Annotated in this window: 17 protein-coding genes; all 17 read left to right on the top strand. The window is 73.4% G+C overall.

Translation table 11 applies throughout. The features are described 5' to 3' along the window. Window positions 1–32 precede the first annotated feature (32 nt). The 17 genes from ACWDRR_RS27265 (at window position 33) to ACWDRR_RS27185 (ending at window position 12,737) form a co-directional block, all read left to right on the top strand. Window positions 33–872, top strand: a complete 840-nt coding sequence (locus ACWDRR_RS27265) for a winged helix-turn-helix transcriptional regulator (RefSeq protein ID WP_380383981.1) — start codon at window positions 33–35, stop codon at window positions 870–872. Between the two features lie 116 nt (window positions 873–988). Continuing rightward, window positions 989–2,098 carry an MFS transporter gene (locus ACWDRR_RS27260; RefSeq protein ID WP_449774878.1) on the top strand — a complete coding sequence of 370 codons (1,110 nt, stop codon included), beginning with the start codon at window positions 989–991 and terminating at the stop codon, window positions 2,096–2,098. Between the two features lie 83 nt (window positions 2,099–2,181). Continuing rightward, entirely contained in the window at window positions 2,182–2,868 is a 687-nt protein-coding gene (locus ACWDRR_RS27255) for an HAD family hydrolase (RefSeq protein ID WP_380383976.1), read from the top strand. Next, complete coding sequence (locus tag ACWDRR_RS27250) at window positions 2,865–3,410, top strand: hypothetical protein (RefSeq protein ID WP_449774877.1); 546 nt, start codon at window positions 2,865–2,867, stop codon at window positions 3,408–3,410. Before ACWDRR_RS27255 ends, ACWDRR_RS27250 begins: the two co-directional genes overlap by 4 nt. Continuing rightward, window positions 3,385–3,972, top strand: a complete 588-nt coding sequence (locus tag ACWDRR_RS27245; protein ID WP_449774876.1) for a hypothetical protein — start codon at window positions 3,385–3,387, stop codon at window positions 3,970–3,972. Before ACWDRR_RS27250 ends, ACWDRR_RS27245 begins: the two co-directional genes overlap by 26 nt. Next, entirely contained in the window at window positions 3,947–4,801 is an 855-nt protein-coding gene (locus ACWDRR_RS27240; protein WP_449774875.1) for a hypothetical protein, read from the top strand. Before ACWDRR_RS27245 ends, ACWDRR_RS27240 begins: the two co-directional genes overlap by 26 nt. Further along, window positions 4,798–5,196, top strand: a complete 399-nt coding sequence (locus ACWDRR_RS27235) for a plasmid mobilization protein (RefSeq protein WP_380383967.1) — start codon at window positions 4,798–4,800, stop codon at window positions 5,194–5,196. Before ACWDRR_RS27240 ends, ACWDRR_RS27235 begins: the two co-directional genes overlap by 4 nt. After that, the gene (locus tag ACWDRR_RS27230) at window positions 5,193–6,053 is read left to right on the top strand and encodes a relaxase/mobilization nuclease domain-containing protein (protein WP_449774874.1); all 861 of its coding nucleotides are present in this window, start codon (window positions 5,193–5,195) and stop codon (window positions 6,051–6,053) included. Before ACWDRR_RS27235 ends, ACWDRR_RS27230 begins: the two co-directional genes overlap by 4 nt. A 158-nt stretch (window positions 6,054–6,211) precedes the next feature. Further along, window positions 6,212–6,661, top strand: a complete 450-nt coding sequence (locus tag ACWDRR_RS27225) for a hypothetical protein (protein WP_380383962.1) — start codon at window positions 6,212–6,214, stop codon at window positions 6,659–6,661. Window positions 6,662–6,677: 16 nt separating this feature from the next. Beyond that, on the top strand, window positions 6,678–7,469 hold the full coding sequence (locus ACWDRR_RS27220) for a hypothetical protein (protein WP_449774960.1): 792 nt from the start codon (window positions 6,678–6,680) through the stop codon (window positions 7,467–7,469). A 202-nt stretch (window positions 7,470–7,671) separates the two neighbouring features. Continuing rightward, window positions 7,672–7,947, top strand: coding sequence for a hypothetical protein (locus ACWDRR_RS27215; protein ID WP_380384109.1), 276 nt, complete (start codon window positions 7,672–7,674; stop codon window positions 7,945–7,947). Then, window positions 7,944–9,158, top strand: coding sequence for an AAA family ATPase (locus ACWDRR_RS27210; protein ID WP_449774873.1), 1,215 nt, complete (start codon window positions 7,944–7,946; stop codon window positions 9,156–9,158). The genes ACWDRR_RS27215 and ACWDRR_RS27210 overlap by 4 nt, the downstream gene beginning before the upstream one ends. Continuing rightward, on the top strand, window positions 9,155–10,954 hold the full coding sequence (locus ACWDRR_RS27205; RefSeq protein ID WP_449774872.1) for a hypothetical protein: 1,800 nt from the start codon (window positions 9,155–9,157) through the stop codon (window positions 10,952–10,954). The genes ACWDRR_RS27210 and ACWDRR_RS27205 overlap by 4 nt, the downstream gene beginning before the upstream one ends. A gap of 320 nt (window positions 10,955–11,274) precedes the next feature. Then, window positions 11,275–11,568, top strand: coding sequence for a DUF317 domain-containing protein (locus ACWDRR_RS27200; protein ID WP_449774871.1), 294 nt, complete (start codon window positions 11,275–11,277; stop codon window positions 11,566–11,568). A gap of 128 nt (window positions 11,569–11,696) precedes the next feature. Beyond that, window positions 11,697–11,876, top strand: coding sequence for a hypothetical protein (locus ACWDRR_RS27195; protein ID WP_449774870.1), 180 nt, complete (start codon window positions 11,697–11,699; stop codon window positions 11,874–11,876). 82 nt (window positions 11,877–11,958) lie between these two features. Next, window positions 11,959–12,366: a hypothetical protein gene (locus ACWDRR_RS27190; RefSeq protein WP_449774869.1), complete on the top strand. Its 408-nt coding sequence runs from the start codon at window positions 11,959–11,961 to the stop codon at window positions 12,364–12,366. A gap of 5 nt (window positions 12,367–12,371) precedes the next feature. Then, on the top strand, window positions 12,372–12,737 hold the full coding sequence (locus ACWDRR_RS27185) for a hypothetical protein (protein ID WP_449774868.1): 366 nt from the start codon (window positions 12,372–12,374) through the stop codon (window positions 12,735–12,737). The last annotated feature ends 88 nt before the right edge of the window (window positions 12,738–12,825 follow it).

Below are 12,825 nucleotides of genomic sequence, written 5' to 3'. Positions count from 1 at the left end.
CCGACACGCCCACTGCCACATCGGAGTTCGCCATGCCCGCATCCGCCACCGCCACCGTCCTGGACCGCGCCCAGCTGACCGCCGAGGGGATCTCCACCCGCTGGTCGACCCGCGTGCTGCGCACGTTGGGCTCCTCCGGCCCGCTGCGTCCGGCCGAGATCGTGGACGCCACGCCGATCCCGGCGGGGAGCCTGCACAAGGTGACCGGTCTGCTGGAACGGGCGGGCACCATCACCCGTCTGCCCCTCCCCGGCAGCCACCGGTACGAGCTGGCGCTCACCGACGCCGGTCGGGCCCTGGGGCCGGTCCACGCCGCCGCCCTGGCCTGGGCGGACCGGCACCTGGTCGGACGCGGGGACCTGGCGGCACCCGAGGCCACCGACGACGCCATGAGCCTGTTCGCCAGCCCCCACACCGGGTCCGTGCTGTTCGAGCTGGTGGCGAGCGAACCGTTGACGGTCCCGCAGCTCGCGGAGCGGCTCCCCGTCGGTGGCTCGGGCGTGCTGCACCACCGCCTGTCGGTGTTGGCCGAGCAGGGCCTGATCTCGCGCAGCGGCACACCGAGGTCCTACCGGTGGGCGATCAGCGAGGCTGGCATGCACACCGGCGCGATGGTTCGCGAGCTGTCGGGCTGGGCGGATCGGCACCTGCCCGCTACCGCCCGCCCGGCATCCGGCCAGCGCGCGGCCTCCTCCTCCGTCGCCGCGGCCTCGAGCCGCAACGTCACGGTGGTCGCGGCCCCCCGCCCTGCCAGCACGCGGACCGCTGCCGCCAACCTGCACCGCGACACCCTGCGGATCCACTTCTCCCACGCCCCCAGCCCGCAGCCCCCGGCCCTCCTGCACAGCGCCGCCGCCGGCCCCCGCCGCTGACCGCCATCCCGCCCTCGACCGGAAGCCCCGCCCTGACCACTACACCCACCGCCACCACCCGGCGGCCCGGCCCCGACCGCCCGATCCGCAGCGTCCTTCGCACCCCGCACGTCACCGTGCTGCTCACCGCCACCCTGGTGGGACGGCTACCCACCGCGATGGCCCCGCTCGCCCTGCTGCTCGCCGCCCGCGCCGACCACGCGGGGACGGCGATGGGAGCGATGCTGGCCGCGCTCTACGCCCTGAGCTCCGCCGTCGGCCAACCCCTGCTCGGCCGGGCCGTCGACCGCCGCCGTCTGGCGGGCGTCGCCCTTGCCGCAGCGGCCGTCGCGGGCAGCGCGTTCGCTGCACTCGCCGTCCTCGGCACCGGCCGCAACCCCGCGCTCTCGTGCGCCCTGGTCGCGGTCGCCGGTCTGGCCACACCGCCGCTGGAGGCCGGGCTGCGGGCGATGTGGCCGCGCCTGGTCGCCCCGCAGGACCAGCAGGCGGCCTTCGCCCTGGACGCCACCGCCCAGGAGCTGGTGTACGTCGCCGGGCCCGCCCTGGTCACGGTCCTGTGCCAACTCTTCTCACCCGCTGCGGCGTTGCACGTCTGCGCCGTCCTCGGCCTGGCCGGCACGGCTCTGGTCGCCTCCCGCCGCCCGGCCCGGTCCCGCAGCTCCGCGCGTCGGTCGGCCCACTGGCTGGGGCCGCTGCGCTCGCCCGGCCTGCTCGTCCTACTGGGAGCCGCCGCGCTCCTGGGCGCGAGCCTGGGGTCGTTCAACGTCTACGCCCTGACCGCGGCCGACCGCCACGGCACCGATTGGCTCGCCGGGGCACTGCCGGCCGCCCTCTCCCTGGGCAGCCTTCTCGGCGGCATCGTCTGGGCCCGGATCGCGCACAGCGCCCCCACCGACCAGCTGCTGCGAACGGTCAGCGTGCGCTTCGCCGTGCCGTTCGCGCTGTTCCTGCTCACGCCCGAGCCGGCGCTCGCGGTGGCCGCCGCCGCTCTGCCCGGTCTCTTCCTCGCCCCGTGGTTGGCCGAGGCATTCCGTCTGGGAGACCGGCTCGCGCCCCTGGGCACCGCCACCGAGGCCGCGGCCTGGCTGGTCGCCGTCATCGGCCTCGGCGGCGCCACCGGAACCGCCCTGGCAGGGCAACTCTCGGCCAACGGCCCCGTCCCCGTCGCCGCGCTCACCCTGACGAGCGCCGCCGCAGCCGCACTGACCCTCTCCCTGCGCCGCTGACCCGCCCGGCACCCACAGCTCTCAACTGCCAGCGGATCGGCGCACGCCAGCCCCACCTTCAACTTGTCTCCGGAGAAGCCTTCTTGCACCACTCGACCGCCCCCGTCACCATCATCTGGGACTGGAACGGGACCTTGCGCGACGATGTCCAGGACCACCTCGACGCGCTCAACACGACACTGCCCGACCTGGGCAGCGACCCGATCACCCTGGAGCGCTACCGCGCCGAACACCGCACCCCGATCCGGGACTTCTACGACGCCCTGCTCGACCGCACCCTCACCGACCAGCAGTGGCACGACGCCGACGCGGCCTTCCAGCGCGAACTCGCCCAGCACCCCGTGCGGCTGCAGCCCGGCACCCGTGACCTGCTGCTGCGGCTGCGCGCCCGCGGAATCCGGCAGAGCCTGCTGTCCCTGTCCCTCCACGACCGGCTGCTGACCGAAGTCGGCAAGACCGGCATCACCGGACTCCTTGACCGGATCGACGGCCGCCACGAACCGGTCGTCGGCAGCAAGGCCCCCGCCATGGCCCTGCACATCGCCGCCCTCGGTGCTGCCACCGACCCGGCCCGCACCCTGGTGATCGGCGACACGGTCGACGACGCGCTCGCCGCCCTGTCCGTCGGCGCGGTCCCAGTCCTGCACACCAGCGGCCTCCACTCGCCCCAGCGCCTGGCCACTGCCGGCGTTCCCGTCGCCGACGGCCTGGAGGCCGCCGTCGAAGCCGGCCTGTCCATCATCAACTCCGCTGACCTGGAGCACCGGTGACCCCCGAGCCGCGCGCCGGGCGGCCCGTCCAGGAGTGGAGGCCGCGCAAGGCCGGAAACGTCGACCTCGGCACCCGCCTGGTGTGCACCCGCCTGCAGGTCGAGCACCCGCGCCGTCTTCCCGGCGCCGGAACCGTCACGGTCCACGGCGCCGTCGCCGACCAACTCGCGTCCGAGGCGCGGCGCCTGGACGACGTGCAGGCCCGCATCGTGTGCCTGGCGACGGCCCTGCGCGGTGACCTGCAGCGCATCGTCGAGGGCCACGAGGCCGACCTGCCCGCCATCAACGGCGTTCTCCACAACACCGCGCCGGCTATCGACCTGCTCGCCGCCCGCCGAACCGAGCTGCACCGATCGGTGACGTCCCTCATCGAGGTCTACGAGACCTTGCCCCCCTTCGTCCCCGCACCCGCACCGGTGCCCGCCGCGGCGGCGAAGACGACCCGGCAGCGCGCCGCCTCCCCCCGCGCCCGCCGCCCGCCCGGCGAGGCGACTTCGGCGACCGCTGTCCCGGCGAATGCCGCGCGGCCACGGAGCCGATGAACATCTGCCTGCCCGACGAAGGGACCACGACCTGACCAGCCCCTGGGACACCGGGCCGTACTACGACGCCGAGGGCAACCCACTCCTCGCCGGCCAGCGCCTGGTGCGGCACCACCTGGACGTGTCCTCCTCGGACCTGCGGCGCCGCCACCGCGACGAGGAAGGTGCACACCGCGAACTGGCCGACCACGTCGACCTCCTGGCCCGCCAGGTCGACCTCCTGGACGACCAGATTCGCGCGAAAGCCGCCTCCATCCGCGACCGCCTGCTCCCGCTGTCTTGCGGCAACCACCGCGGCGTGGACACCAACGGCGTGCTGCGGCTGGGCGCCATGGACCTAGAGGTCCTCGGCATCCGGTACGCCCAGAGCCTCGACACGCTGGAGCACACCGTCCTGGCCTACCAGCGCGCCGCCCCCGCCGCGCCGCCGCCCGATCGCGCCACCGCAGCCAACGCCCGCGGCGCTGTCCACTCCAGCCCCACCCCCGCACCCGCCCTCGCATCCGCCCCCAGCACCGGAGAACCCCATCACCGACGTGACCGAGCCGCTCCTCGCCATTGACGAGGCCCTCAAGGTCGAAGAGCTCGAAGCCCACACCGAGGAGGACAAGCGCAGGTGGTGGGAGTTCGCCTACGAGCGGAACATCGGCGTCCTGGCCGCGCAGCACACCGCCAACCCGCACACGCCGCTGCTGACCGACTCCTACCTCGTCGTGCACGACGGCACGATGACCTGGGATATCCCCGGCTCGGACCAGCTCGCCGGAATCCACGTCCAGCGCGACCTCGGCGCAGGAACGTTCCGGCTGGAGTACGAGCGGGCACCGATCGTGGCGCTCGCGCAGAACTGGCTCGTCTCCCGCGGCGCCGACCTCGACCAGGTGACGCCGCGCGACGAGGGACTGCCGACCACCGACCAGCCCAGCCGCGACCTGGAGCGGCGGCTCGCCCTGACCGGAGACCGGTACTGGTTCGCGAACTCGTACACCTCCGATGTCGTCCTGGACCCCGCCCACGCCGCAGGCGGACCACCGAGCGCTAACGAAGACCTCATCTACGACTTCAGCACCTGGATCATCGCCGAGGACCAGCGGCCGGAGCCCGGACTGCACCCCGTCCGGGTGTTCTTCGAGGACGTCGACTACCTCGCCCGCACGTACACCCTGCGGGAGGGAGGCTTCCCCGACCGGGACGCCGCCTACGAGTGGACCCGGCGTGCCGGCGATCCGGACAACCCGCTCCCACCCGTCGAGGTCGCGCCCGCATCCAGCCCGCGCAGCGCCGCCGCCCGCGCCACCAGCCCCTCCGCCGCAGCAGGCCCCGCCGCGTCCGCAGTCGCGGTCTCGCCCCACTCTCCCGATACGACCGCCACCCGCCCCCGCACCCGGTGACGGCCCTGCCCCTAGGAACGCCCATTTCCACCGAAGTTCAGCAGGCGCGCCGCCGCCCGCGCACCAGCGAGCCCCGCACCGCGCAGAAGTCCGTGCGCCTGACCCCGACCGCGCTCGCGGCCATCCGCGAGCGCGCGGCACGCGAACATCTGACGGACTCCGGCTTCATCGCCAACGCCGCGCTGGCCGCCGCCCTGGCCGACGGGCCCGTCGGCCGACCCGACACGGACCCCCGCCGACCGCTGGCCGAAGCGCTCGACCGCCTGGCCGGCGAGCTGCGCACCCTCACCGATACCGTCCCCGACCCCGAACGGGGGCAAGAGGCGCTGACACTGCTCTCCGGTCTCGCCGAGCGGACCTATGCCGCCCTCGACGCCGTGCTGGAGGCGGCGTGATCCCCGACATCTCCACCGGCAACACGCCTCGCCCGCTGCTCAGTTACCTCTACGGCCCCGGTCGGCGCGAGGAGCACGAGGACCCGCACCTGGTCGCTGCCTGGGACCGGCACGGGGCCCCCGACCCCGGCCGTGACCCGGGCGCCACCGTCGGCCGACTGGCTGCCCGGCTGGATCAGCACGCCCAGCTTCGTGCCGCCGAGCTCGGCAAGATGCCGCCCAGCAGGGTGTGGCACTGCTCGGTGCGTACCGCCCCCGAGGATCCGCTGCTCACCGACGACCAGTGGGCCCAGGTGGCTCGACGGATCGTCGCCGCCACCGGGCTCGCCCCCGCCCAGGGTCCAGGGTGTCGGTGGGTGGCGGTGCGCCACGCCGTCCACCACATCCACATCGCCGGGATCAGCGTGCTGCCGGACGGCTCGCGTCCGGCGATGCACCGCGACTCGACCCGGGCCCAGGCCGAGTGCCGGGCGATCGAGGCCGAGTGGGGCCTGCGCCTCATCGGCCAGGGCGACCGCGCCACGACCAGCTTCCCCACCACCGCCGAGATCATCAAGGCCGAGCAGCAGGGCTGGGACCAGCCGTCCCGCGTCTGGCTCCAGCAGCGCATGCGCCATGCCCTGGCCGGCGCCCGCACCGTCGAGGAGTACGCCGCCGCCCTGGACGCCGACGGTGTCCTGCTGCGCTGGCGCACCGACGAGATGGGCGCCCGGGTCGGGTACAGCCTCGCCCGCCCCGGCGACACCGGGACCAGCGGCATGCCGGTGTACTTCGCCGCCGGCCGCCTGGACTCCGCTCTCACGCTGCCGCGGCTGTCCCAGCTGCTGGCCAGCGGCCTGGCCTCGCAGCCGTCCTGACTACCTCCCGGCGCTCCCGACCCGATCTCGCCGAGGAGGCGAACCCGCTGACCCCCACAGCGATCGACGACTTCACCCGAGCGCTGGCCCTGCGCCTGCCCGGCCCGTGGAGCCCCTCCCTGCGCAGCAACACCACCGCTGCTCAGCGCAACGCCCTGATGGACCGGCTGTGGGACCTGGGGACCGCCCACTGGGCGCTGCTCGACTTCGTCAACGACCGCGTCGGCCAGGTCAACCACCAGGCGGGCCTGGACCTGGTGGTCGTCCGACGGCCCCTTCGCTCCCACCAGTACCTTGTGGCGGCCCTCGTCCCCGTCGGCCACGGACTCGCCCACCAAGTCCAGGACTACGCCGTTCCGTTCGGCGTCGCGGTCACCGACGACCCCGTCCGCGCCGCCGCCTCCGTCGCCCGGCGATTGCTGCCCTCCTACCAGCAGGCGCTGCGCGCCGTCGGCCACAGCGCGGGCTGGAGCACCCTCACTGCGATCCCCGCCAGCCGGGCGGTGGCTGCCACCGGCCGCAGCGCCCATGACGTCACCGTTCTCGCTTCCCCGCCAGCCACCGTTTCCGCCCCGTCCGGCGCCAGCACGCGCCGAGTCCGAACCTGATGGAGCTGCCCGCTTCTTGTCCACCGCCGCACCGCCCCGTCCCGACCTCCTCGTCCGCCCCGCCCACCTCGCCGGGCCAGGGGAAACCGACATCGTCTTCCTCCTCGCCTCCGAGCACAGCTGGTTCCGCCCGTTCAACGCCCCTGCCGACCTAGTCCTCATCAGCCCTCAAGAAGGGCTCGCCCTCACCCGGCAGGCCCGGCAGTGGACAGTGGCCGGACCCGGCGGCTGGACAGTCCGCTTCTGCGACCGCGCTCCTGCCGAAGTCCCCTATGCCCTCATCACAGCAGCTCAGGAAGCCGAGACCGGGCACACCGCTGGCGCCGGACCGGCCACCGGCCACACGGCCACCGTGCTGCTGATGGCTTCCGGCTGGTCCGGGTTCAACCGCGATGGGTACCGGCTGGTCGCCGCACCCGACCGTCGAGCCGCCCTCTCCTGGCCCGACACGGCCCCTGACCCTGGCCCGGTACTCACTGCCGCCGCGCGTACCGGCGTGTGGACCGTCGAGTTCAGCCGAAGCGCACCCGACTACCTGCTCACCGCAGCCACCGCAGCACTGCTGCGTCCCGTGCCACGGCAGGCGGAGCAGATCCCGGAGCAGTTCCGGCACCTCGTCCGCGCCACCCCCCTCCACCCCGACCGCAGCGGTGACGGCCCCGTGGGGCGAACGGCCGCGGCCCGGGCACACGGCATCGCCTCGCACCCGGCCCTGCGATACCTTCCCCCGCCCTCCCCCCCGCCTGCCACGCCCACCGTGCACTACAGCCCAGCGGGACCGGCCCGTCCGCGCCCGGATCCGCGCTGACGGGCACCGGCGGATCAGTGGCGCCCCCAAGCCCCCGAACCGACCACCACATCACGGAGCAGTCCTGACCTCGCATCCCCTCGACTCCGTCGGCAACGTCAAGGCCGGCGCCCCGGCGCTGGACGAACTCGCCGACCAACTCACCACGGCCGACACCGAGGCGGCAGCTCCAACAGGGCTCACCGCCCAGCCCTTCGCCGCGATCCGGCACCCCCGCACGGGCGAGATCACCACCACCAGGTACAACGCCCACGCCCGGCGGATCCTGCTCCAGGCCGGCTTCGAGGAGGCCCCTGGCTGCGCCTGCCCAGCGACGGAGGCCGGCACGGACCCGACGCACGGGACCGCTCGGCAGTCAGCGAGCTGCTCGCCGACGGCATACCCCGGCCGGGCACGCCCGTACCCGCCAGCAGCCCGCCTTCCCAGCACATCGCCAACCCCGCCCGCACGCGCACCCGTTGAAGGATCATCGCCTTGACCACACCCGGACCGCCCGCCAAGCCAGCCCACGCCAGGCCCGGCGAACTACGGGCCAAGGTCGCCCAACTGCTGGCCAACCGGCCGTCGGACAAACTCACCATCGGGGAAATAGCCAAGACGCTGGGCCACTCCCACGGCGCTGTCCAGCAAGCGGTCACGACCCTGGTGCGACGCGGCGAGGCCGACCAACCCGGTGCCGGGCCGCAGTTCCGCGCGAACGCAAAGACGGCAGCAGCCGCGCAAGCCGCGGTGATCAGCCCACCGGGCACCCACTCTCCCCGTGCCGCCGCTGCCACGGCCCGCACGACCGTTCCTGCTCCGAGCACACCAAAGCAGAGCGTCGGCCCGATCCGCCGCGCGGGGGGACAGCTCTACCACCCGCGGCAGCTGGCCGACCTTCCCGACGTCGAGGCGCTGGCGCGCCTGCGGGACGCCGACATCCCGGTGCTGCTGTACGGCCCCCCGGGCACCGGCAAGACGAGCTTGGTCGAGGCCGCGTTCCCGGACCTGATCACCGTCGCCGGCGACGGTGACACCACCGTGGGCGACTTGCTCGGGGAGTACACGCTCGATGACGGCGGAGGCTATGTCTGGCAGTACGGTCCGTTGGTCACCGCGATGACCGAGGGCCGCGCACTGCTGATCGACGACGCGACGCTGATTTCACCGAAGGTGCTGGCGGCGTTGTATCCCGCGATGGACGGACGCAGGCAGGTCCAGATCAAGGCGCACAAGGGCGAGACCATCGAGGCGAAGGCCGGCTTCTTCGTGGTCGCGGGGCACAACCCCAACGTGCACGGTGCCGTGCTGACCGATGCGCTCGCGAGCCGGTTCTCCGTGCAGATCCAGGTCGGCACGGACTATGACCTGGCCGAGGCGCTGCGAATCGATCGCCGGGTGGTCCGGGTCGCCCGACACCTCGCCAACCAGGTCGAACTCGGCGAACTCGGCTGGGCGCCGCAGCTACGGGAACTGATTGCTTTCCAGAAGACTGAGTCCGTCCTCGGCTTCAAGGCAGCGCTCGGAAACCTGATCGGCATCGCACCCCTTGAGGACCGCGACGTCGTCGCCGCAGCCGTCAAGAAGATCGCCGGCATCAAGGACGTCGCGCCCCTCACGCTCGGTCGGCAGCTCTCCGCCGCGCCCGCTCCGGCTGCCCAGAAGCCCCCGGGCAGTACCGGCTCCGCGTCCCGGGGCCGCCGGCGATGAGTGCCCACCACCACGTCCAGTCCTCCCCCACCGCGCCCGACGACGACGCCGACCTCGCGCGCTGGGACGATGACGGCGCCCCGCCCGCACAGCCCCGGTCGTCCCCGGCCGCGTGGCTGCGCGTGGGTGCCGAGCTCGGCGACCGGCTGGTCGCTCTGTCCGGCCGCCAGGACCTGCTCGTCACCTGCCGCCCCGGTACCCGCTCGGGGGCGCCGGCCGCGTACTTCCCCGGCCTGGGGGAGGTCGAGTTCGACGCCACGCTGTTCGACCCTCTTCAGGCCCACGAGGTCCATCCGCGGATCGTGGGCGACGAAGAGAGGTATCCCGCCGCCTGGGGAGTTTTCGTCCACGAGGCCGCCCATGCCGCCCACTCCGTATGGACGGAGCCGGCCGGCGCGCACCCCCGGATCGTGGAGGCCGCGCTCCTGCTGGAGGAGAGCCGTGTCGAAGGCGCCCACCTGACCAGGCGTCCGATGGACCGCACGTACCTGCGCACCAGCGCCCGTACGCTGGTCATGCCCGACATCGCCAACCCGAGTTTCCAGGGCATCGAGCACGCCGCCAGCGTGGCTGCCCTGATCCTCGGTCGCCGTGACGTCGGCATCCTGGACGGGGGCGAGACCCGGGCGGTCGCCGAGCTGTGCGAGCAGGTCCTGGGTGCGGACCTGCTGGCCACCCTTACCGGCATCTGGACTGCGGCCCATCGGTGCGCCGACCACGACGCCACGACCATGCTCGCGCACGCCCAGGACTGGTGCGAGGCTCTGGACGCTGCTGCACCGTCCCTGCCCGCCCCGCCAGAGGACCTCACCGATCTGCTGTCCGGCGCCGTGGTGGTCGTCATGGACAGCATGGCCGCCAACGACCGTGCGGACCTCGCGGCACAACTCGCCGCCGACGACGCCATGGCCGCACACGCCAAGGCACAAGCCCAGGACCGCGCCCAGCGGGCCGACGGGCAACGCAAGGCCGCCGCCACCGCCCGCTCCGTCTTCAACCCCCGCGGCATCACCGTCAGCCCCGACGGCACACCCAGTCGCACCAGCCCGATCACCGGCACCCGCAAGCCGACCGCCGCCGAACAGACCGCCGCCGCGCACCTGAGCCGCGCGCTCCGTGCCGCTGCCTACCGCGAACGGACCGAGGAGCGGACCACCAGCCCCACCCCACCCGGCCGCCTCAACATGAGGGCCGCCCTCGCCCGCGACGCCCAGCGCGCGTCCGGGTCGGTGCCCACCGCGGAGCCGTTTACCCACACCCGGCGCCGCTCCACCGCCACCCCGCCGTTGCGGGTGGGGATCGCGGTGGACGTCTCCGGCTCTATGAGCGCCGCCTGCGGGCCCGTCGCGTCCGCTGCCTGGATCGTGGCCCGCGCAGCGGCCCTGACAGGCCCCGACTCCCGCACCGCCACCGTCGCCTACGACAGGCATCTGACCGCCCTGACCCGGCCCACCCATCGGGCGCCGGAGCGTGTGACGACGTTCAACGCCCGCGGCGGCAGTCACAACCTGGGCGATGCTATCGACGCACTCGACCACGGCCTCGACCTCGGCCGCCCCGGTGCCGGCCGCCTTCTCGTGATCGTCACCGACGCTCGGTACGGCAGCGACGAAACCGCCCAAGCCGTCACCCGCGTCAAGCGGCTCACCGCCGCCGGCTGCGCCGTACTCCAGCTCACCCTCACCGCGGAGTCCCTCCACTTGCCGGGGACCACCCTGCTTCACCTGCCCCGGCCCTCCAGCGCTCCCGTTGCCATCGCCAAGGCTGCTACCGACGCCATCCGCAGGACACGCTGACACGCCGCCACACGACCACGGTGATCAGACGTAGAGGCCCCGGTGCGGCGACTTATCCACCACCACCGGCCAGGCTCACCAAGACTCCGCAGGGGTCATCGAGACAGGACATTCGCGCGCCTGTGCCCGGACCAATTCGGTTCGGGCGCAGGCGCGTTCGCCTGCGGCAGACAACCTGCACGGAGCCCTTCACGGGACTATGTGATCCGGCCCTTCCCAAGCAAACATGGACCTCAGTCCGTGCCCCGCCTAGGAAGGTGACCCCGCTGACCGTCGTCCTGTCTGCACCCTCCGCCCCCAGCCTCCGCCCCGGTGACACCGTGCCGAGCCGCAAGTGGCTCCTCGGTGAGGGAAACCCGAACGACCTGAACTCCTTCCTGTACGAGAACCGCTGGACGTACGTGATCGACGCCGACGGCGGTCTGCACGCCGCGTCCCCCTGCACCCGCGTGTACCTGGGCTACCAGCCGGACAACCCCCACGCCGACACCTGGACCATCTCCCTGGACGGCACCGCCCGCCAGCCCGGCTGGCGCGCCCGGTTCGACCGCCACACCCCCGTCGAGCTGGTCCTCTCCGTCCTGCGCACCCTCGTCGAGCACCCGGGCCGCTGAGCACCCGCCCGCCACACCGCCCCTGCCCCCGCCCGAAGGGAACGCCCATCTCCACCCTGCGCTCTGTCCGCGCCAAGGCCCGCCTGCTCCACCGCATCTCGGCGGCTGAATGGCTGACCGGCTGCGCTATGTACACCAGCTTCCGGCACGCGATGCTGCTGTGGCCCGGCCGACCGCTGCTGGCCGCCAGCGCCCTGCTGGCCGCTCTGCAACTGGCGTCCATCTTCCTGATGCTGTGGTCGATGCCCCCGCTCGTCGCTGACGCCCTCGGCGACCGACCGCCTCGCCTCCGCCGACCGAACCGCTGAACCGGCAGCGCCGGGCCCAACGGCCCGGCGTGCAGTCACGGCACGCCTGTGCCGCGTCCAACCCACCGCCTTCGGAGGCGCTTTGCCCCATCCGATCGAGCTGTCCGGAGACGTCCTCGATCCCGCTGCCGTCCGCCGTGCCTTCGGTACCGCCTACGGACCGCCCGGCGCTGACGGCCACCGCGCGGTCTTCGCTGTGCTGGCCTTCCTCGCCCCCGTCGACCGATACCTGATCGCTCCACTCGGAACCCGTCCCGGCGGCTCTGCACCCGCGGCGGACCGCTGTGGTTGGGTGGAGCCCGACGCGCTGGACGAGCTGGTGGTCGCCCACCCGGTCCGCGCCCATGGCGGCGGCCGGACCGTGTGCCACCACCACATCCGGCCAGCGGCACCCGGAGCGTGCCGCACGTGCCGCATCCGGCCACCGCGCCCGGACTGCAACTTCTTCCGCACCTCCCGCTACGCCCCCATCCCCGAGGAGGAATCCTGATCACCATGCCCCGTACACGCCACGAGCTGCACTGCGCCGCCCTCGCCACCTCCGTGAGCACCACCGCCCTCGCTGCGGCAGCCGTCGTCTTCGCGCTCAGCGGCCCCGGCCGTTCGACCGCCGTCGCGCTGGTCGCCCTCGCGACCAGCGTGCTGACCTTGTACTGGATCTCCCGGGGCCTGGACACCGATGCGGACCATGCCGTGCGGGGCTGGCTCGACCAGCACGGTCATGGCCGACTCGACCAGATCGCCTCGGGGACCGGACTGCGCGAGGCGACGGCGAGACTGTCCCTGGTCCGCCTCGGCCGCTCCGCCGCGGTCACCTCCTCCGGCGACCCGCAGAGTCCGGTGTACCGGCTCGCGGACTGACGCTCCCGCGACATGCCGAAGGGCGGTGGGGCACAAGGAACGTCCTTGTGCCCCACCCCCCTTCGGCGGATGAAGAAAGGGGTGGTGT

The sequence above is a fragment of the Kitasatospora sp. NPDC003701 genome, assembly GCF_053587085.1.
The sequence above is the reverse complement of the archived record's forward strand: the minus strand, read 5'-3'. Positions and strand labels throughout refer to the sequence as shown.